This window comes from Halobellus sp. Atlit-38R, assembly GCF_003665925.1.
Lineage (GTDB): Archaea > Halobacteriota > Halobacteria > Halobacteriales > Haloferacaceae > Haloquadratum > Haloquadratum inordinatus.
The window spans coordinates 154,230-174,623 of sequence record NZ_QXIJ01000008.1; the positions used below are offsets into that span (position 1 = coordinate 154,230).

Genomic DNA, 20,394 nt, shown 5'->3' on the forward strand with positions numbered 1-20,394 from the left:
CCCGCTCGCGTCGCCGGCGTAGTCGGCGTGCTACCACTACAGTCCACCGACTGTCGACGCGAATTACGGTCGATACCACACCATCGACCGCCTGCTATATAAGGTATTGTAAATTTCTACAAACAGCATTCGTGTTCTCGGCGTCTGAACGCGAAAATGCTCTCTCGGGCCCGTAGTGGCTGTTTCCCATCCCGATTCTCGCTATCAGGATAAGAAAGCGTTGGCCGCTTCAGCACGTTACGGCGACGTCACCTGGTATCATTAAAGTCAGGAAAATTATATATCGGTTCGTCTACGAACTACATACTGTGATGATACCAGATATCTCACCGATGGTACTGCAACTGGACGCAGGTTCCGAAGGAATCGCGTTCCTCCTGGCACGCGTTCTCTTCGGCGTCGTACTGGCGTTTATGGGACTGAATCACTTCCAGGGAGTCGACCAGATGGCCGGGTACGCCGAGTCGAAGGGCATCCCGGCCGGGCGCCTGGCTGTCGTCTTCAGCGGCGGGATGTTGCTCTTCGGCGGCCTCGGAATCGCGATCGGCGCGTTCCCGGCGCTGGCTGCGGGCGCAGTCGCGCTGTTCCTGCTCGTCTCGACCCCGGCGATGCACGACTTCTGGGCCGTGCCTCAAGAGCAGCAGCAGTCGGAGATGACGAACTTCCTGAAGAACGTCGCGCTTCTCGGCGGCGCGCTCGTCTTTCTCGCCCTCGCCGGGGCTCCGTGGCCGTACGCGGTCGGTATAGGACTGTAAGTACTCGCTGAACGGAGCGTTTCTGCCCACCCGATCGAGTCATCGGGACGTTTAACCCGCCGTCCCTCCCGCGTAGGGGTATGAAGGCGACCGCCAAGGCGCATCCGATCCAGGGACTGATCAAGTACCACGGGATGCGCGACGAGGAGCTTCGCCTCCCGTATCACGACAGCATCAGCGTCTGCACCGCACCGAGCGCCACGACGACGACAGTGGAATTTCAGCCGGACGCCAAGGAGGACGTCTACCTGATCGGCGGCGACCGCGTCGAGGGCCGCGGGGCCGAGCGCATCGACGCCGTCGTCGAGCACGTCCGCGACCTCGCCGACGTCGAACACCCGGTCCGACTCGAATCCGAGAACTCCTTCCCCTCGAACATCGGCTTCGGCTCCTCGTCTTCGGGCTTTGCCGCGGCCGCGATGGCCCTCGCGGAAGCCGCCGGCCTCGATATGACTCGCCCCGAGGTCTCGACGATCGCACGTCGGGGTTCGTCGTCGGCCGCCCGCGCTGTCACCGGCGCGTTCTCGCACCTCTACTCGGGGATGAACGATCGGGACTGCCGATCCGAACGGATCGAGACGGACCTCGAAGACGAACTCCGGATCGTCGCCGCGCACGTCCCCGCCTACAAGGAGACCGAGCAGGCCCACCGCGAGGCCGCCGAGAGCCATATGTTCCAGGCGCGGATGGCGCACGTCCACCACCAGATCGACGAGATGCGTGACGCGCTCTACGACGCCGACTTCGACCGCGCGTTCGAGTTGGCCGAACACGACTCGCTGTCTCTGACGGCGACGACGATGACCGGACCCGCGGGCTGGGTCTACTGGCAGCCGGACACGATTGCCGTGTTCAACGCCGTCCGCGAGCTGCGCGAGGACGAGAACGTCCCGGTCTTCTTTTCGACCGACACGGGCGCGAGCGTCTACGTCAACACGACCGCAGAGCACGTCGATACCGTCGAGAACCGGATCGCAGCGGTCGGCGTCGACACCGACGTCTGGGAGGTCGGCGGCCCCGCACAGATCCTCTCAGAGTCCGACGCCCTGTTCTGACCGCGCTCGCGCCGCCACAGCCGCTCGCGTCGTCTCTGCCCCTCGTGCGTCGCCCCGTCTCGGTCCGCGTTTCCCGTCGTCGCCGCAAAACGGCCGTTCGCCCTTTTGCCCTCCGGTCCGAACGATAAGCTATGCGAGTCGTGATCCTCGGAGCCGGCTACGCCGGCGTGACGCTGGCGCGCCGTCTCGAATCGACACTCCCGCCATCGGTCGACCTCGTCGTCGTCGACGAATCTGACACGCACCTGGTCAAACACGAAGTCCACCGCGTCATCCGACGCCCGAGCGTCGCCGACGCGATTCGAGTCCCGCTGTCGGAGCTTTTCGATCGAGCGGCGGTCCGAACCGACCACGTAACCGATGTGGATCGCGACGAACGGAGGGTCCATCTCGCCAGCGGCGATGTGGTTGCGTACGACTACGCGGCCGTCTGTCTCGGATCGACGACCGCCGACTACGGTATCCCGGGCGTCGCAGAACACGGACTCCCGCTGACGTCCGTCGACGACGCGCTCGCGATCCGGGAGGCTTTCTTCGACGCGCTCGGAACGGATTCCACAGACGGCGGAGGGAAGCCGATTCACGTCGTGGTCGGTGGCGCGGGCCTGTCGGGCGTCCAGACCGCGGGCGAACTGGCCGCGCTGGCACGCGAGGAAGGCGTCGACGCCGAGGTCACGCTTCTCGAACAACTGGACGACGTCGCGCCGAACTTCCCGCCGAACTTCCGAGAAGCGGTTCGCGACGAGCTCCAATCCCGTGGGGTGTCGATCTCGACCGGAACGACGGTAGAGCGCGCGACGGCGGACGCTGTCGAGACCGATCGCGGAAGGTTCGACGCCGACGTGTTCGTCTGGACCGGCGGAATCCGAGGCACGGACGCGATGGCTGGGGACCGTCCGATCGTTCGCAAGGGCCTCCGACTCGACACGCACACGTTCGTGGTCGGCGACGCCGCTCGCGCCGTCGACGCCGACGGCGAGCCCGTGCCCGCCTCTGCGTCCGCCGCGCTCCGTGAGGCGCGAACGGTCGCTGCAAACATCGCCCGCCTCGTCGACTACGAGAGTGCCAACGGTGACGATTTCGATCCCAGACTCGATCCCTACCGCTTCGAGGTCCCGGGCTGGATCGTGACAATCGGTGAGGGGACGGTGGCCCAACTCGGTCCGGAGGTCGTGACCGGCGCGGCAGCGAAAGCGATGAAGACGGCCGTCGGTGCGGGACACCTGGGCTCGGTGGGCGCGGTCCGAGATGCCGTCGAGCTCGTCGAAGCGGAGTTGCGAGCCTGAGGGCGTTCGACCCGCCGAGCCGAATACCGGCGTCCCATCCGAGTCGGAGATAGCGAGTCGACGAAACTGGTCGAGGCTTTTGCATCCGGGTACAATCTGTTCAGTGTTATTTACGGTGTTATACCATATTTCATATACTAAATTTGGTCCTCAATGACAGTTAGAAATCGGGTACTCAAGAGCTCTAAGTGAATATACTAATAGAGATTTAAAATATAGATTATATACTACTTATACCGTTATGTTTGGATTTCACTTGGCGGCGAAAGTACATTAAGATAACACTGGTACATATGTTATACCCGCCGTCGGAGATGGATTGACCGACGGCGGATCGAGTTTCACGCACAACGGTTATGTATATTCGAGGTACAGGGAAAATATGGCAGACGATACCTGGCAGACCGACGATCCGAACCTGGAACTGGGCCTCGAACGCGTGATGGAACTGGAGATCGACGTCGAGTCGCCGATCGAGATCGGTCAAACCGGCGACGGACAGCGACGGATCATCCCCATCCTGGGCGGGACTGTGTCGGGGCGTGTCGAAGGGACTGTTCTCGAAGCGGGGGCGGACTACCAACTCTACCGGGAGCGGCGACCGACGGAACTCGTCGCAAAGTACGCGTTCGAGACGACCGACGGCGAGCGAGTGTACGTCGAGAACCGCGGGATGCGACTCGCCGATCCGGAGACGAGCCAGCGATTGCGCGACGGACTCCCGGTCGAACCCGACGACGTCTACTTCGCGTCCGTCCCGGAGTTCGAGACGGCCGCCCCCGATCTGGAGTGGCTCACCGAGAGCGTCTTCGTCGCCGCCGGGACTCGCCAGCCGAACGGCGTGCGACTGGCCGTCTACCGGGTCCGCTAGCCCGATTCGGGACACGGCGGTCGGCGTCCCAGTGTGTGGGACGCCCTGCGTGATGCTCGGTGTGGGACCAATCATAGCGCGATACCCCGGTGTTCGAACGGTCGTACACGAGAAACGAACGACAACTATTATGTTCCGAACGATTATGAACATCGTATGGATGGAACGAACGCGGAGCCGAAAACGCCCGTGAAGACGGCGCAGACGACGTTTCGGATCGTCGAGGCGCTCAAGTCCCGCGACGGCGCGACCGTCACCGAACTCGCGAACCACCTCGACATCCCGAAGAGCAGCGCCCACAATTACCTCCGGACCCTCGAACACGAAGGCTACGTCGTACAGCACGGCCAACAGTACGAGGTCGGGCTTCGGTTCCTCGACCTCGGCGGCTACGCACGGTCCAGAGAGCGACTCTACACGGTTGCCACCCCAGAGATGGAGCGCCTCGCGGCGGCCACCGGCGAGTACGCCAACCTACTGGTCGAAGAGCAGGGCCTCGGGGTGTTTCTGGCCCGCGAGCACGGAGAGAACGCTGTCAGCCTCGACTCGTACACGGGACAGTCCGTCCGACTGCACACGACCGCGCTCGGAAAGACGGTTCTCGCGTACCTCCCGCGCGACCGCGTCGACGCGATTATTGAGCGCCACGGCCTCCCGGCGAAAACCGACCGGACGATCACCGATCGAGCGGAACTGTTCGAGGAACTGACCGAGATCAGACAGCGCGAGTGCGCGTACGACCGCGAAGAACGGATCAAAGGACTCAACTGCGTGGCCGTGCCGATCCTGAGCGACGGCGACATCACCGGCGCGCTGAGCGTGTCGGGCCCGGTCAGCCGAATGGATCAAGAGCGCATCGACGAGGAGATCCTTCCGGAACTTCGGCGGGCCGCGAACATCATCGAACTCAACCAGACACATTCGTAGTTCCCGTCGGCCGCTTTTTGTGGCGGAACGTATCGAGCAGTGACGCGCGTCGGCATCTGGATCGCGTCGGACCACGCCTTCGGACGAACCCATTTGCATCGAGAGACTACTCGACCCAAACTAGATACGAATAGTTGTTCGTAAGAGAAGAACGACTCTGTAGGAATGTTCCCGATCGAACCACGGAAGAATCGTCAATTGGGAGATGACGTACACGAAGAACGAGGGGTCCAGATCGTGAGATCCTCTCTTGGCTAGCAGATTTCGCGAGATCGGAACGCGACTACGTCGTAGGCGAAAGCTGCCAAGCCACTCGTAGCGATTGTCGTCAGTCTCGTGAATCACACGTCGTATCGTCCGGCGAGAATCTGGGAACGGTTCCGATGACCCGGATCGGAAGCGACGAGCGAGGGAGTGGAAAGGCGTCCGCGGGCGCTTCGACTCACACGATCTCGTTCCACGGCGTCGCACCGTCGTTGAGTCGGCCGATGTTCGTTTCGACGAGGTCGGCGATCCGATCGCCGTAGGTGTTCGCCTGGGCGGCGGCGTGCGGCGTCACGACGACTTCGTCCATCTCCCAGAGCGGAGAGTCCCGGGGGAGCGGTTCGGGATCGAAGACGTCGAGTGCTGCACCCGCGATGTCGTCGTTTTCGAGGGCGTCGACGAGCGCGTGTTGCTCGACGATCGGCCCGCGGCTGACGTTGACCAGATATGCGTCCTCGCGCATCGCATCGAGGACGTCTCCATCGACGAGTCCGCGGGTCGCGTCCGTCAGTGGGGTCGTGAGGACGACGAAACGAGCATCGGCGACGGCGTCCTCGATGCGCGACACGTCGTGGACGCGGTCGAGTCCGAGACCCGAGACGGGACGGATGTCGACGCCCTCGACGTTCATTCCAAGCACGCCGAGTCGGGTCGCGACGCTGCCCCCGAGTTCGCCGAGACCGACGACGCAGGCGTTCGCGCCGCTGATCTCGAAGGGCCGCTGCCAGGGGAGTCGCTCCCACTCGCCGTCGTTCTGTCGGTCGCGGAAGCGGTGGAGTCCCTTCGCGAGCGTCAGGACCAAACCGGTGACCGTCTCGGCGACGAGGTCGCCCGCGACGCCGGTACTGTTGGTCATCGTCACGCCGGCCTCGCGGTAGTCGTCGAGTGGGAAATCGTCGTACCCCGACCGGATGTTGTGCACCCACTCGACGGCCCCGACGAACTCGTCGTGGTGAAAGAGCGTGACGACGCCGTCGAAGTCGGCTACGTCGTCGGTGTCGCACACCGCGAACTCGCAATCGAGTCCGTCCATTTCCCGCAGAAGGTCCCGGAGATGTGCGGGTGGAACCGGATGCGTTCCCCACTCGTGGATACCGACGCGCTGGATCGTTCGATCGTGCGGCATACCCGATCCACCGACTGCGGAGGGATAGTTCCTTGGATGGAAACGAAATGATTGCAGCGCGCCGCGGATTGGGCTGGCTCCAGGTCAGCGATTCAGCGTGTGAATCGCCTGTCCCTGCGCGTTTTCGGCGGCTTCCATCACGGCCTCTGCGAGCGTCGGATGCGTGTGCACCGTGCCGGCGACGTCTTCGAGCGTCGCACTCATCTCGACTGCGAGCGCGACCTCGGCGACGATCTCGGAGGCGTTCGGGCCGACGATCTGCCCGCCGAGGACGATTTCGCTCGCCTCGTCGGCGACGATGCGGACGAACCCGTCGGACTCGCCCATCGAGAGCGCGCGCCCGCTGGCACGGAGCGGCATCTTCCCGACGACGGGGTCGAAGCCGGCGTCTGCGGCATCGTCCTCGGTCAGACCCACCGTGGCGATTTCAGGATCGGTGAACACCGCGGCGGGGATCGCCTGCTGGTCGAGCGCGGCCGGTTCGCCGGCGGCGACTTCGGCGGCGACGATTCCCTCGGCACTCGCCTTGTGCGCGAGCATCGGTTCGCCCGCGACGTCCCCGACTGCGAAGACGTTCTCGACGTCCGTTCGCGCGCGGTCGTCCGTCTCGATGAATCCGGCGTCGTTCGGTTCGAGGCCGATCGCGTCGAGTTCCATCGTGTCGGTGACTGGCTGTCGCCCGACCGCGACGAGGACGGCGTCGCCCGCGTATTCGGAGACGTCTCCGGCTTCGGTTTCGGTCGAGACGAGCACGCCGTCGGCCGTCTCCTCCCAGCCGGTCGCGCCCTCACCGAAGTGGAAGTCGATGCCGATTTCCTCGGCGCGCTTGCGGACGATTCGCTTGACGTCGGCTTCGTACGCCGGGAGCACGTCGTCGAGCATTTCGACGACGGTCACGTCGGTGCCGAGTTTCGTGAGCATCGTCGAGAGTTCCATCCCGATGTAGCCCGCACCGACGACGACGAGTCGATCCGGGACGGACTCCATCCGGAGGAGCTGCGAAGACGAGAGCACGGGGTCGTCCGCGAAGTCGAACCCGGGAACCTGGATCGGTCGCGAGCCGGTCGCGATCACCGCGTGCTCGAATTCGACGGTCTCCATCCCCTGTCCCTCGCCGCCGTGGGCGATGCGGGCGGTGTGTTCGTCCTCGAACGCGGCCGTCCCTTCGAGCAGTGAGACGCCGTTGGCCTTACACAGTTTCTCGACGCCGCTCGTGAGTTGGTCGACGACGTCGGACTTCCACTCCTGCATCTGCACCATATCGATCGCCGGATCGGCGTGGATCCCCATCTCCTCGGCGTTGCGCGCCTCGTGGGCGACGTCGGCGCCGTGGATGAAGGCTTTCGATGGGATACAGCCGCGGTTCAGACAGGCGCCGCCGTAGGCGTCTTTCTCGACGAGCGTCGTGTCCAAACCCAACTGTGCGCCTCTGATCGCAGCGACGTAGCCCCCAGGTCCTGCACCGATCACGAGAAGATCCGTCGCCGTCGCGATATCGCCCATTACCATACCCCTCTCGTCTCGCTCCCCAGTCAAAAAGTCATCCGTCCGCGTCGGCGGGGCGAATCCGCGGATGGAACCGAGATTGTGGTTACTCCAGGAGGAGTCGCGAGGGTTCTGCGAGCAGTTCCTTCACGCGGTTCGAGAACCGCGCGGCGTCTGCGCCGTCGACGAGGCGGTGATCGACCGACATCGAGAAGCGCATCGTGTTCCGGGCGACGACCTCGTCGTCGACGACCCACGGGCGCTTCTTGATCGGCCCCATCGCGAAGATGGCGGCTTCGGGGTGGTTGATGATCGGCGAGGAGAACTCGCCGCCGATGACCCCGATGTTCGTGATGGTGAACGTGCCGCCCTGCATCTCCTCGGGCTTGATCTGTCGGTTCCGCGCCCGCTCGGCCAGGTCGCGGATCTCCTCGGCCAGTTGCTTCAGCCCCTTCTCGTCGGCGTGCTTCACGACTGGCACCATCAGCCCCGCGTCCGTCGCAACGGCGATCCCGACGTTGTACTCCTCGTGGAGGACGATCTCCTCGGCCGACTCGTCGAGGCTCGCGTTCAGGTACGGGAACTCCGCGAGCGCCGTCGTGATCGCTTTCACGACGAACGGGAGATACGTCAGTTTCACGCCCTCGTCCTCGGCGGCGGCTGCTAACTCCGACTGCAACTCGACCAGGTCGGTCGCGTCGAACTCGTCGTGGTGGGAGACGTGCGGGGCGGTGTACTTCGACGCCGCCATCTGTTCGCCGATCGTGCGCCGAACGCCGCGGTACGGGACTCGCTCGCCCGGTCGGTCGGCGAGATCGCCGGCTGCGGCGCCCTCGTCAGACGCTTCGGCCGCGGCCCGCTCGTCTGCTGCCGTCACCGGTTCAGTGGCCGACTTCGCCTCCTCGGTGGTCGTCGCGCCGGCGACGCCGGATGCGGCGCCGCTGGCCCCGTCACTACCCTCCGCCGCGAACGCTCGAACGTCGTCCGGCGTCACGAACGGTTCGCCCTCCCGCTCCTCGCTCGCGGGGACGGCGTTCAGATCGACGCCGAGGTCCGCCGCGAGTTGTCGCGTCGCCGGCATCGCGAGCGTGCGGTCTCGCTCGGCAGCAGCGCCACTGCCACTCCCTCGCTGCTCGACAGCCTCGGCCGTGCCGTTTCCGACTGCGGCCGCCGCTTCGGAGTCGGTAGTCGTCGTCGCGGTGTCGGCAGCTGCGGCACTTGCGGTCGCTGCCCCAGCAGTGGATTCCTCGCCTTCGGGAGTTTCGGCACCCTGTGCGTGGGCGCGGACGTCGGCGCCGGTCACGCGGCCACCCGGACCGCTGCCCTCGACGGCGCCGATGTCGACGCCGAGTTCCCGCGCGAGCGCTCTGGTGCTCGGCGACGCGAACACGCGACCCGACGGGACAGGCGATTCGCCCGGGCCAGCGTCTGCGGCCGCGTCGGCGGGTGTGCCTGTGGCCGCCGCGTCGGTGTCGGCTGCGTCGGCGACTGTCTCTCCGGGACTACTTTCGGCGTCGGCACTGGTGTTCGACGAGTCGCGCTCGGTCGCCGCTTCTTCGTCGCCCTCGACCTCGAACGTGGCGATGACGGCGTCGACCGGAACGATCTCGCCCTCGTCGTGGTGAAGTCGGGTGACGCTCCCGTCGTAGGGGCTCGGAATCTCGACGAGCGCTTTGTCTGTCTCTACCTCGGCGATGACCTGATCTTCTTCCACAGTATCGCCCGCTGCGACGAGCCACGAGACGAGTTCGCCCTCGGCGATACCCTCCCCGAGGTCCGGCAGCTCGAAAGTTCGCTCAACCATACGCTTCGGTCGACGCACTCCCCTTTCAGTATTTCCCTGCGATCACGGGTTTCGGACTCCGGCAAAACGAAAATAAAAACGCTGTGGTCGATACGTCGAATCTAGACCGAAGGATGATCCGAGCCGGTGAGTCCGGAGTTAGAGTGTGACGGCGTCGTCAGACCGACAGCGCGCGCTCGATGCCTTCGACGATCCGCGGGGGGTGCGGGAAGTAGAAGTCTTCCATCGACAGCAGCGGGACGGGCGTGTCGAAGCCGGTCACGCGCTCGACCGGGGCTTCGAGGTACATCAGCGCCTCGTCGTTGATCCGGGCGATGATCTCGCTGCCGACGCCGAGCGTTCGCGGTCCTTCGTGGACGACACAGCAGCGGCCGGTCTTCTTGACCGACTCGACGACCGTCTCGGCGTCCATCGGCGAGATAGTGCGGAGGTCGATCACCTCGGCGTCGACGCCGCTCTGCTCGACCGCCTCGAGCGTCGCCGGCATCATCGCGCCCCAGGCGACGACCGTCAACTCCGAGCCCTCGCGACGGACGGCCGCTTCGCCGAGCGGGACTTCGTGCTCGCCCTCGGGGACCTCGTCGCGGACGGAGCGGTAGATCCGCTTCGGTTCCATAAACAGCACCGGATCGGGGTCGCGGATCGCCGCGGTGAGCAGTCCCTTCGTGTCCGCGGGCGTACTCGGCACCGCAACCTTGAGGCCGGGAATGTGGCCGTAGGCCCCTTCGAGGCTCTCGGAGTGGTGTTCGAGCGCGCGGACGCCCGCGCCGTAAGGCATCCGGACGACCATCGGCGCACTCAGTTCGCCGCGGGTTCGCCAGCGAATCCGACTCGCGTTCGTGACCAGTTGGTCGAACGCCGGGGGGAGAAAGCCCGAGAACTGGATCTCGGCGACGGGGCGGTAGCCGTACATCGCCATTCCCGCCGCGCCGCCCACGATCGCGATCTCCGAGAGTGGCGTGTCGACGACGCGGTCGCTTCCGAACTCCTCGAGGAGTTCGTCGGTGGCGCGGAAGACGCCCCCGCTCTCGGCGACGTCCTCGCCGAAGACGACGACTCGGTCGTCGCGTTCCATCTCCGTGTGTAGTGCGTCGTTGACCGCCTGTACGATAGTAGCCTGCATAGTCATCCTTTGGGTCGCTGTTCGATGTAGTCGTACATCTCGGGTCGGCGTTCGAGCAGTTCCTCGAACTCGTCCAGTTGGCGCGCGAGTTCGGGCGGCAGATCGTCGTAGACGTACGCGAACATCTCTGCGACGCCGCGCTCTTCGAACTCGTTCGCGGCCGCGAGCGCCTCGTCGACCTCGGCTTCGATGTCCTCGACGATGGCGTCGTGGTCGATTTCCGACCAGAGGCCCTCGGACTTCAGGAACATCCGGTAGCGCTCGATCGGATCGTTTTCTTCCCACTGCTGGACTTCCTCGTCGTCACGGTACCGGGTGGGATCGTCGCTCGTCGTGTGCGCGTCGAGGCGGTACGTGACGGATTCGACGAACACCGGATCGCCGTTCTTGACGCGTTCGCGCGCGCTCTGGACCGCGTCGTACACCGCAAGCACGTCTTGGCCGTCGACGCGGATGGCGTCGATACCGTACGCGAGCGCCTTCTGGGCGATGGTGTTCGCACCGCTCTGTTGCTCGAAGGGCATCGAGATGGCGTACTGGTTGTTCTGACAGAAGAACAGCGCCGGCAGTCCGAGCGATCCCGCGAGGTTGATGCCCTCGTGGGCCGCGCCGGTACTGGTCGCGCCGTCGCCGAGATAGGCGGTCGAGACCGCGTCGGCGTCGTCGAGTTGCATTCCCCACGCGATGCCCGCGACGAGCGGGAGGTGTGAGCCGATCGAGATCGCGATCTGGGAGTTCTGACGCGCGAAGGCCTGTTGGCCCTCCTCGATGCCGCGCCAGAACAGGATCATATCTTTCATCGACGCGCCGCGCATAAACATCGGCGTCCACGCGCGCCCGACGTACAGCCAGTCCTGGGGCTGCAGCGTGAACGCGCTGCCGATGATGCTCGCCTCTTGACCTCGGGTAGACCCGAAAGTCCCGAGTTCACCGCGCCGCTGGATGTTCACCATCCGCCGTGAGAACACCCGATCTGTTACCATCCACCGGTACAGGTCGCACAACTCCTCGTCGTCGAGGTCCGGGATCGCTCCCTGGTCGTAGGTGCCGTCCGGGGAGACGATCTGATGGGTGGGTACCTCCAGATTTCGCTGGGAGAGATACCGCACCTCGCCACCGCCGTCGTCGCCGACAGCTGGAGATGCACGTATGTCTGACTCTCTATCGCTCATTCGACGAACGGGGTGTTTCGTGGGCCCGGTAATAAAATCGCGGGTGGTGACGTTCGGTGATTCTATCGAGCGTGACGAGGTTGCGATTCTCGACGCCTTGGTGCCGAATGTCCCTCAGAGTGTGAGCAACCGCCCGATGGCGACCGGCCGAGAGGTGTAGAATCGGCACCACGATTTATTAGCTCCCACTTAGAGTATCGTGTATGACGATACTCACAGCGGTCGACGGCGAAACGATTCCCAGCCACGCCGTCGAACGCGGTGCTGAGTTGGCCGAGGCGTTCGACGTCGAGCACGTGGTACTGCACGTAATGCCGCAGGACGTCTTCGAGGAGTTCAGGAGCGCCGCCGGCGGCGGGTCGTCGCTGACGGTCACGACGCCGGCCTCGTACGGCGGCGCCGACCAGCACCCCCACGAGGAGACCGAGGAGTACACCGTCGACGACGGCGAACGCCACGCCACCGGTGTCGCACGCGACGTCGTCCGTGGCACACTCGACGGCCCATCCAATACGGTCCTGAAAGGGCGCGTGGGCGAACCGGTCGAGGAAATCCTGGCTGAGGCCGACAGACGAAACGCGAAGTATCTCGTCATCGGTGGGCGACAGCGCACCCCGGTCGGCAAGGCTGTCTTCGGGAGCAAGACGCAGTCGATCCTCTTGGAGGCGGACCGCCCCGTCGTGACGGGGATGTCGCAGGAGTGAGATGAACAGAGGCCGCCACCGCGTTCGCGGTGACGGGACACTCCGCCGTACTGGGACAGCTCCGTTCGAGGGTACGGGACGGCGAGCGATTGTCAGCACCGCGTGTACGCTGGCGCCGAAACAGGCCAGTGCGTCTGGCCGCAGTATGACGATTGCATCCCTCCAGGGAGACAGGTGATTTTATATACTCCCGTATCTATCCCATTCGATGATGGCATTCGATAACATTCGGCGCCGGTCGTTCCTGAAGTCCGGTGCGGCGGCTGGTACAATTGGATTAGCGGGTCTCGCTGGCTGTTCCGGCATCACGGGCGGCGGCGGCACCCCCGAGCTGGGGCTCGCTTTTACCGTCCCGGTCGAGAACTTGGGTTCGCTCTTCGCGATTCCGGAGATTCAAGATCAGCTCACGAATCTGGGTTCCGAATACGAACTCAGCGTGACGCGTAACGAGAGTACGCCCGACTCGCTGAACTCGATGGCGGCCGGCGAAGTGGATATGGCCCTCTTGACTACGGTGAGTTACGCCTCCGCAGTCCGCCAGGAAGCCGTTCCGGGCAACATCACGATGATCTCGACTGACTTCTGGGACGCCCACCCCGAATGGTACGGGTTCACCATCTTCTCAGGTCCGGACTCCGACATCACCGAGATCGCCGACCTCGAAGGGAAGAACGTCGGCGTCAACGCACAGGGGACGGGGACGCACGCGATTCTCGAAAAGGGGATCCGGCAGGCAGATCTGAGCTTCGGGAGCGACGCGCAGATCGTCGAACTGCCGTTCCCGACGTTCGTCTCGGCGATCAACGACGGGCGGATCGACGCGGGGATCTTCCCCGCCCTGTTCGCGGTGTCGGCCCGCGCCGAAGGCTTCACCGAGGTCTACCGCAGTCAGGACCTCTGGGACGAAGCGTACCCGTTCGCGTACACGGTCGCGTCGAACAACGCCATCGACCAGAAGTCCGACGCGATCAGCGCGTGGGGCGAAGACCTCGACGAACTCGTCAACTACTGCTACGACAACCGCTCGGAAGTCGTCTCGCTGGCGGCCGAACACTTCGAGCTACCCGAGTCGCTTGTCGACGGGTTCTTCCTCACGAACCAGGACTACTACCGACAGGACATCGGGATCGACATCGAACGGCTCCAGTTCGCGATCGACGAACTGGTCGACCTCGGCTTCGTCGAAGAGAGCTTCGACGTGGGCGAGTACGCGACCAACGAGTTCGTCCCCTCGAACTGACGCAACTCCAGCGGCGTCCGTTCCGATTAGCAGAACGACACCAGGGCAAACGTTTTGTAATATGGGACAGAAGGATCGCACGGGGATCCACGAAACCGGAAGTCAGAGACACTCGTGGCACGTGCTCGCAGGACGCTCGAGAGGCACCACCGACAGAGGCACCCAGCGGCTTAGCGACGCCGATACCCCACCACATCCACACAGCGAACGCACGATCACCTCGCGATCACAGCACCCCAGCCGCGGTCGACGCCATCGACCGGACGACGTTTCGCTCGGTCACGCCATCTCGGCGGTCAGCAGCACGCCGACCGACGACGGCGTGATCTGCCCGCAGGTTGTCGGGTTCTCTTTTTCGTAGCGAGACAGCGGTCCTGAAGAGAATCCTACGCGAGATCTGCACGGACGGCGTCGTACGCGTCGGTGAGCTGTTCGGTTTCCTCGTCGGTGAGCTCCCACTCGTGGATCGCCGCAACGCCGCCGGCGTCGACGTCGACGGGGACGCTGAGCGCGACGTCCTCGAACCCGTACTCGCCTGCGAGCGGTGTCGACAGACAGAACGGGCCGGTCCCGTCGCTATCGCGCGTAGCCTGTTCGTCTGCGGCCAGCATCGTACGAACCACGCGGGTGACGCCGGCGCTCGTGACCCAGCGGGAGGTCTCGCCGACGCCGCGCTTCTTCGCGATCTCGAATGGTACGTCGCGCACGAACTCGCGGACGTCCGCGCGCTCGTCGGCGGATATCTCGACTGGTTCGCCATCGACGCGGGCCCGCGAGAAGACGGGCACCACGTTCTCCCCGTGCTCGCCCATCATCGGACAGTAGACGTCGTTTCGGTGGACGCCGAGTCCGTCGGCGAGAGCGTCCGCGGCTCGCGCCGTCTCCGAGAGCGAGTAGCCGAGGAAGCAGCGCCGGGGCCACCCGAGGAGCGAGTAGAAGTGATAGACGAGGCGGTCGATCGGGTTCGTGACGACGAGGAGCGGCGTCGGATCCAGCGCAGTGAGGTCCTCCGCGACGTCCTCGACGATCTCGCGGTTGCGTTCCAGTTCGGCCTCGCGCGCGCCGCGGTCGGTGGCGTCTTCCGGCTGGGGGGCGGCGGCGTTGAAGATCAGGAGGTCGGGATCGAGCGCGGGCAACTCCCCGGGCGTCGCAGAGTCGATCGTCCCTACGGAGTCCGGGTTGTACCCCGCGGACGCACCCGGAGCGTTCGCGAAGTGATAGCCCGCGTGAGAGACGTCGGTCGCGTGCGCCCAGGCCGCCCCTTCGTCGATGTCGACGAGCGAGACGTCGACGGTCGGTGCCAGCCCGGCGAGCGTGTAGGCGACCGTCGATCCGATGGTGCTCGCGCCGCCGATGATCGCGACGTGCATACGATCACCTCACCGCTGAGACACAAGTAGATTGCCCCGTGCGGTTCATTCGGCGGTGTCGACGTAGACGATCCCGTCCTCGACGACGACGTCGTACATCGGCAGTTGGATGCGCTCGTCGCCGATGTGCGTCCCCGTCTCCAACTCGAACGACCAGCCGTGCCAGGGGCAGGAGATGATGCACTCCTCCCCGTAGTACTGCTCGACGCGTTCGCCGGTGCCGGTGAACTCGCCGAGGAGTTCGCGCTGGACGGTGCCCGTACAGACAGGGCCGCCGTCGTGCGGACACTGGTTTCTGAGCGCGTAGAACTCCCCGTCGGCGCGGACGACGCCGACTTCCGCGCGGCCGACCTCGACGATGGCGTGGTCGCCGTCCTCGAACTCGGTCGCAGGACCGACCTCGACGAGGCCGTCGCTCATAGTCCGAACACCCCTTCGGCGTTGCCCGCCAGAATCGCGCGTCGGTCGTCGTCGTCGAGCATCGGTAGATCGTTGATGATGGACGGACTATCGAAATCCCAGTGGGGGTAGTCGGAGGCGTACAGGAGTCGGTCGGTCCCGATCATATCGAAGCAGAGTTCGAGCAGTTCGTTCCGTGCGGAGATTTCGAGCGGTTGCGTGCCGAAATAGAAGTCCGTGATGTACTCGCTGGGGCGCGTATCGAGCAGCGGCGCTTCCTCGGGGCGCTTGAGGTACTCCTCGTCGAGACGGCTGACGAGGCCCGGAATGTACGTCACGCCGGACTCCATAAACACGATGTCGAGGTCGGGGTACTTCTCGGGGACGCCCTGGCAGGCGACGCTGACGATCTGGGACATATTTGATTCGAGGAACCCGAGCGTGTGCGTCTCGATCATCTCCTGATACCCCGCGCGGACGTACTCGTCGAGCCCGGAGCCGCCGGTGTGATACACGACCGGGAGGTCGAGATCCTCACACCGCTCGTAGATCGGGTCGTACTTGCGGTTTCCGAGCGGTGGGCTCGCACCCGCAGTGACGAAGCACGCACCCACGTAGGCCTCCTCGTCCTCGATTCGGTCGAGAATGTCGAGAGAGGCCTCGACGTCGCCGTACGGCATCGGTGCGAGTCCGTAAACGCCGTCGTCGGGATCGAGCACTTCTGCGAGCATATACTCGACGTACCCCTTCGTGAACGCCTGGACGCGCTTGTCGTCGGCGTTGACGCCGCCCATCGCGAGGATGAGGTGTGAGATCTGTAGCGACACGTCGATGTCGAGAAAGTCCATCCCCTCCCTGACGCGTTCGGGCTCTTCGGGTTCGTCTGGGTAGTTCGAGTGCTCGCGGACGACTTTCCCGTAGTTCTGTCTGTCGCCCGTCGACGTCGGGAAGAACGAACTGAGGTTCTGCTTGACGCCCGCGTCGTCCCAGTTACTGTGTTTGTACTTCGTGCGCCACGGCTCGGGCATATACGCCGCGACCTCTTTGAACGAGTCCTGATAGTGCCAATCGCAGTCGATGATCCGCTCTCGTGCCGCGTCGATCATCGCACTCCCTCCGCGTGAACGATACTGAGTACAGTGGCCCGTTCCGCCGAGCGTCTGCCCGCCGCAGCGTGACCGTGTGTGGTTGTCTCTGACATACAAGAGAATCTTTGATGGACAACCATTTAGATTTTTACGCTAGCGTGGAGCCAAACGGCCGCGAGCGGTCTAGTAGCGAGTTCACGCGGACGAAATGGGCTCGAAGAAAACGGTGCCGAAGTTCAGGTCCAGTGAAGCAGTCGGCCGCGGACGAAGCGAAGAATACGGTCGAGACCGATGCCGATGAGCATAATCGCGATGATCGCCGCGTACACCTGGGCGGACTCGAAGGACCGAACGCCCTGGATCTCTAAGGCACCGAGGCCGCCACCGCCGGCCACCATCTCGAAGACGAACGTGATGATCAGCGAGAGCGGCATCGCGATCTGAAACCCGGTCAGGATACCTGGCAGCGCTGCGGGCATCACGACGCGCCAGAGGAGTCGCCGATCGCTCGTGCCCATCATTTGCGCCGACCAGATGAGGTTGGTCTCGACCTGTCGAGTGCTCTCGCGGGCATTGACGGCGACGGGCCAGAACGTCCCGACGGCGACCATAATGATCTTCGAGATGTCGCCGATGCCGAACCAGAGCATAAACACCGGGATGAGCGAGATGATCGGGACTGGGTAGCCGATCTTGATGATCGGGTCGAAGAACCAATCGACGATGTCGTTCCGCGCCGAGAGAACGCCGACGATCACGCCGAGCACCGAGGCGATGGCGAGGCCGATGAGCGCTCGCTGTAGCGTCAGGTACGCGTTGAACAGCATCTCGCCGCTCAGTGTGAGTTCGGCGAATCGGATGAGGATGTCAGACAGCGGCGGGAGGAAGTAATAGTGGATCAAGCCGAGTTGTCCGACGACCTCCCAGAGCACGAGTAAGATCACGAGCGAGTACACTGACTTACCGAATTCGACGAGTCGGGAGAGATCCAGCCCACGCGAGGCGTCGGTGGTTACGTCCATACTAACAACCTCCCACGCGCCTCCTCGAAGGCACGGACGGCCACGAACGCGACCGCCGAGATGATGACGATGTTCGCGAACATCGTCGGGTAGTTCCCGATCTGTCCGGAGGTGAGGATCAGATACCCCATCCCTGCGTTCGACGCGATGAGTTCGGCGCTCACGAGCGCGATAAAGGCGATCGGAACCGCCTGACGGACCCCCGTCATAATCTCGGGGATCGTCGCGGGGAAGACGATCTTATAGAGGATCGATCGCTCGTCGGTCCCCATCATCTGAGCCGCCCAGACGAGGTTCTGATCGACGTTCTCGGCGGCGTTGTAGGCGTTCAGCACGATCGGGAGCAGACACGCGAGGAAGACGATGAGGATCGCCGTCTTCGTCCCGACGCCGAGCCAGAGGATGGCGAGGGGGACGAGCGCGGTCTTGGGGATCGGATACGTCATCGAGAGGAAGATATCGAAGAAGTTCTCGACCGGATCGGACCTGGCCATCCCGACACCGAGGAGGACCCCGACGAGGATGCTCAATCCGAGTCCGACGCCGACGCGGAACAGCGAAATAAACAGGTGAGAGAACACCTCGCCGGAGACGAAGAGGTCCACGATTTCGGCTCCGACGGTCGCTGGGGCGGGGAGGACGTCGGTCGCAACGATCCCGCCACTCACCAGCTCCCAGACGAGGACCACGATGCCGAGCGGGATCCAGTCGATAATCGCGTTGACGACGCCCTGAACCGGGGTCGGAAGCACCTCGATGCTTCGCGACGTCGCGTATCGCACGGTTACAGTGTCACCTCTGTTTGCGTCTCCTCGTGGAGCGATTTCCAGACGTCGTTCTTGAAGTGAGCGAAGTCGTCCGACGTGACGATCTCCTCACGCGATCCCGAGCGGTCCAGATCGATCTCGGCGACGGTCTTTTTCGTCCCCGGGTGTCGCGTCATAATCAGCACACGCTCGGAGAGGTACACCGCCTCCTCGACGTCGTGGGTGATGAACAGGGCGGTCTTCCCGAGGTCGCTCCAGATGTCCAGCAACTGGTCCTGCAGCGATTCCCGGAGGGGCTGGTCGAGCGCGCCGAACGGCTCGTCCATCAGGAGGATCTTCGGCTCGTACGCCAGCGTACGGGCGATGCCGACGCGCTGTTTCATCCCACCCGACAGCTCTTTGGGATACTTGTCCTCGAACCCGTCGAGGTCGACCATATCGATGTACTTCTGGGCGATGTTCTGGCGTTCGTCCTTCGGCACGCCGTCTTCTTCGAGTCCATACGTGACGTTCTCGTAGACGGTCCGCCAGGGGAATAGCGCGTAGTCCTGAAACACGACGCCGCGGTCCGTGCCCGGTCCGTTGATCGGGTCGCCGTCGACCGAAATCGTTCCCTCGGTAGCGTCCAGAAAGCCAGCGATGAGATACAGAAGGGTACTCTTTCCGCAACCGCTCGGTCCGACGACGCTGACGAATTCGCCGCCGTCGACCTCGAAGTTGAGGTCTTCGATCGCTTTCGTTCGCTCTGCGCCTTGGCCGTATACTTTCTCTAGTCCAGATATGGTGACTCGTCCATCCATTATAGATTCACCTCGTCGTGCGCGCGGGAGACCGTTCGGTCCGCCGCCGCTCGTTCGCCGTCGCCGCGTTCATTTTTGATCATTTACGTCATCTGTTACCGCAGCGTGTCCCGTGATACGTTTCCGGCAGCCGCAAAGCGAGGACGTCACCGAGACCACATCGGTGGAGTTCCGCACGGAGTTTGAACACGTGACACGGTCGAATGATTATGACCGTTACTGCTTACCACGTAACACGATATCGATAGCGTCACCATCGTACAAAAACCTTCCTTCCGACGCATCGTGTGCCGGCTCAGTACGGTTTCCGTACTGTTCCCGAGCCGGCATTAAAAACAGAAGATAATTAGGTTTAACGTTAAAACAAACCACTATATAGTTTGGTGCTGTCAGAAATATAAATTGAAGTCCGTGGCTTTCGGCATTGATACCCGTTTAAATTGGGCTAAATTCTGAGCAGTGAAAAGTTTCGTGATTATAAACTTAGATTTGTTTCTAATTGTCCCATTTCGTTTACATTGATAAGTGTGCACAATCAACACAAACGCAGTATGACAGATCCCGTCAAATACATCCCACCATCGACATTTTTTACGTCGGATGACGTACTCTGCGAGTATGTACGAGCAGATACTGCTGGCGACGGGCGGCGAAGTGGCGTCGGATCGAGCGGTCGACCACGCGATCGACCTGGCGGCACAGCACGGCGCGACACTGCACGTCCTGTTCGTCGTCGATAGCGACGTGTACGACGCCTACAGCGGCGACGAGTACGTCGACGAGCGCGAGGGACCGGAGCACGGCCTCGAAGAAGTCGGCGAAGACGCCGTCGCGGACGTCGTCGAAAACGCGGAAGCTCGGGGTGTCGACGTCGAAGGGCACATCCAGCACGGGCAGCCGCCGGAAACGATCGTCGAGTTCGCCCGCGACGCCGGCGTCGACGTCGTCGTGATGGGAACGCGCCGCCGGCCCGACGAGTACCGGAGCCTCCTCGGGAGCGTCACCGACCGCGTTCTCAGACTCGCCGAGATGCCGGTCACGGTAGTCAAGACGCCGGTCGAACCCGGACGGTAACCGAACTGACCGGCTGTCTGTGGATTCACCACCTCACCGCCGTCTCGCCGGGATTTTTCACC

The 20,394-nt window shown here is 63.6% G+C and carries 19 protein-coding genes; 8 read left to right on the forward strand and 11 right to left on the reverse strand.

Annotated elements, in window-relative coordinates:
- Positions 1-311: 311 nt before the first annotated feature.
- From D3D02_RS12490 to D3D02_RS12510, 5 genes are all read left to right on the forward strand, one after another.
- Positions 312-755 (forward strand): DoxX family protein, encoded by a 444-nt coding sequence (locus tag D3D02_RS12490; protein ID WP_199723083.1) that lies wholly within the window; start codon positions 312-314, stop codon positions 753-755.
- Between the two features lie 80 nt (positions 756-835).
- Positions 836-1,810: a phosphomevalonate decarboxylase MvaD gene (gene mvaD, locus D3D02_RS12495; RefSeq protein WP_121570324.1), complete on the forward strand. Its 975-nt coding sequence runs from the start codon at positions 836-838 to the stop codon at positions 1,808-1,810.
- A 131-nt stretch (positions 1,811-1,941) separates the two neighbouring features.
- Entirely contained in the window at positions 1,942-3,096 is a 1,155-nt protein-coding gene (locus tag D3D02_RS12500) for an NAD(P)/FAD-dependent oxidoreductase (protein WP_121570325.1), read from the forward strand.
- A 382-nt stretch (positions 3,097-3,478) separates the two neighbouring features.
- Entirely contained in the window at positions 3,479-3,967 is a 489-nt protein-coding gene (locus D3D02_RS12505) for a DUF3237 domain-containing protein (RefSeq protein WP_121570326.1), read from the forward strand.
- A gap of 156 nt (positions 3,968-4,123) precedes the next feature.
- Entirely contained in the window at positions 4,124-4,894 is a 771-nt protein-coding gene (locus tag D3D02_RS12510; protein ID WP_121570327.1) for an IclR family transcriptional regulator, read from the forward strand.
- Positions 4,895-5,336: 442 nt separating this feature from the next.
- Here D3D02_RS12510 and D3D02_RS12515 read toward each other — a convergent pair whose 3' ends face one another.
- The 5 genes from D3D02_RS12515 to D3D02_RS12535 all read right to left on the reverse strand — a co-directional run bounded on the left by D3D02_RS12515 (position 5,337) and on the right by D3D02_RS12535 (position 11,868).
- A complete protein-coding gene (locus tag D3D02_RS12515; RefSeq protein WP_121570328.1) occupies positions 5,337-6,284 on the reverse strand; it encodes a D-2-hydroxyacid dehydrogenase in 948 nt (315 codons plus the stop codon).
- An 84-nt stretch (positions 6,285-6,368) separates the two neighbouring features.
- Positions 6,369-7,793 (reverse strand): dihydrolipoyl dehydrogenase, encoded by a 1,425-nt coding sequence (lpdA, locus tag D3D02_RS12520; protein ID WP_121570329.1) that lies wholly within the window; start codon positions 7,791-7,793, stop codon positions 6,369-6,371.
- A gap of 82 nt (positions 7,794-7,875) precedes the next feature.
- Positions 7,876-9,573 (reverse strand): 2-oxo acid dehydrogenase subunit E2, encoded by a 1,698-nt coding sequence (locus tag D3D02_RS12525; protein ID WP_121570330.1) that lies wholly within the window; start codon positions 9,571-9,573, stop codon positions 7,876-7,878.
- A 157-nt stretch (positions 9,574-9,730) separates the two neighbouring features.
- Positions 9,731-10,696 (reverse strand): alpha-ketoacid dehydrogenase subunit beta, encoded by a 966-nt coding sequence (locus D3D02_RS12530; RefSeq protein WP_121570331.1) that lies wholly within the window; start codon positions 10,694-10,696, stop codon positions 9,731-9,733.
- 2 nt (positions 10,697-10,698) lie between these two features.
- Positions 10,699-11,868, reverse strand: a complete 1,170-nt coding sequence (locus tag D3D02_RS12535) for a thiamine pyrophosphate-dependent enzyme (protein ID WP_121570332.1) — start codon at positions 11,866-11,868, stop codon at positions 10,699-10,701.
- A gap of 203 nt (positions 11,869-12,071) precedes the next feature.
- On the opposite strand from D3D02_RS12535, the gene D3D02_RS12540 reads away from it, so the two are divergent.
- Complete coding sequence (locus D3D02_RS12540; RefSeq protein ID WP_121570333.1) at positions 12,072-12,572, forward strand: universal stress protein; 501 nt, start codon at positions 12,072-12,074, stop codon at positions 12,570-12,572.
- Between the two features lie 211 nt (positions 12,573-12,783).
- Complete coding sequence (locus tag D3D02_RS12545; RefSeq protein ID WP_233560651.1) at positions 12,784-13,812, forward strand: ABC transporter substrate-binding protein; 1,029 nt, start codon at positions 12,784-12,786, stop codon at positions 13,810-13,812.
- A gap of 386 nt (positions 13,813-14,198) precedes the next feature.
- Here the strand turns inward: D3D02_RS12545 and D3D02_RS12550 are convergent, their stop codons facing one another.
- The 6 genes from D3D02_RS12550 to D3D02_RS12575 all read right to left on the reverse strand — a co-directional run bounded on the left by D3D02_RS12550 (position 14,199) and on the right by D3D02_RS12575 (position 19,258).
- The gene (locus D3D02_RS12550) at positions 14,199-15,182 is read right to left on the reverse strand and encodes a malate dehydrogenase (RefSeq protein ID WP_121570335.1); all 984 of its coding nucleotides are present in this window, start codon (positions 15,180-15,182) and stop codon (positions 14,199-14,201) included.
- Positions 15,183-15,227: 45 nt separating this feature from the next.
- Positions 15,228-15,602 (reverse strand): Rieske (2Fe-2S) protein, encoded by a 375-nt coding sequence (locus D3D02_RS12555; protein WP_121570336.1) that lies wholly within the window; start codon positions 15,600-15,602, stop codon positions 15,228-15,230.
- Positions 15,599-16,687: an amidohydrolase family protein gene (locus tag D3D02_RS12560; RefSeq protein WP_121570337.1), complete on the reverse strand. Its 1,089-nt coding sequence runs from the start codon at positions 16,685-16,687 to the stop codon at positions 15,599-15,601. The genes D3D02_RS12555 and D3D02_RS12560 overlap by 4 nt, the downstream gene beginning before the upstream one ends.
- Before the next feature lie 218 nt (positions 16,688-16,905).
- Complete coding sequence (locus tag D3D02_RS12565) at positions 16,906-17,691, reverse strand: ABC transporter permease (RefSeq protein ID WP_121570338.1); 786 nt, start codon at positions 17,689-17,691, stop codon at positions 16,906-16,908.
- On the reverse strand, positions 17,682-18,443 hold the full coding sequence (locus D3D02_RS12570) for an ABC transporter permease (protein WP_199723085.1): 762 nt from the start codon (positions 18,441-18,443) through the stop codon (positions 17,682-17,684). Before D3D02_RS12570 ends, D3D02_RS12565 begins: the two co-directional genes overlap by 10 nt.
- 32 nt (positions 18,444-18,475) lie before the next feature.
- Positions 18,476-19,258: an ABC transporter ATP-binding protein gene (locus tag D3D02_RS12575; protein ID WP_121570340.1), complete on the reverse strand. Its 783-nt coding sequence runs from the start codon at positions 19,256-19,258 to the stop codon at positions 18,476-18,478.
- Positions 19,259-19,876: 618 nt separating this feature from the next.
- Here D3D02_RS12575 and D3D02_RS12580 point away from each other — a divergent pair.
- Positions 19,877-20,332 carry a universal stress protein gene (locus tag D3D02_RS12580; RefSeq protein WP_121570358.1) on the forward strand — a complete coding sequence of 152 codons (456 nt, stop codon included), beginning with the start codon at positions 19,877-19,879 and terminating at the stop codon, positions 20,330-20,332.
- The last annotated feature ends 62 nt before the right edge of the window (positions 20,333-20,394 follow it).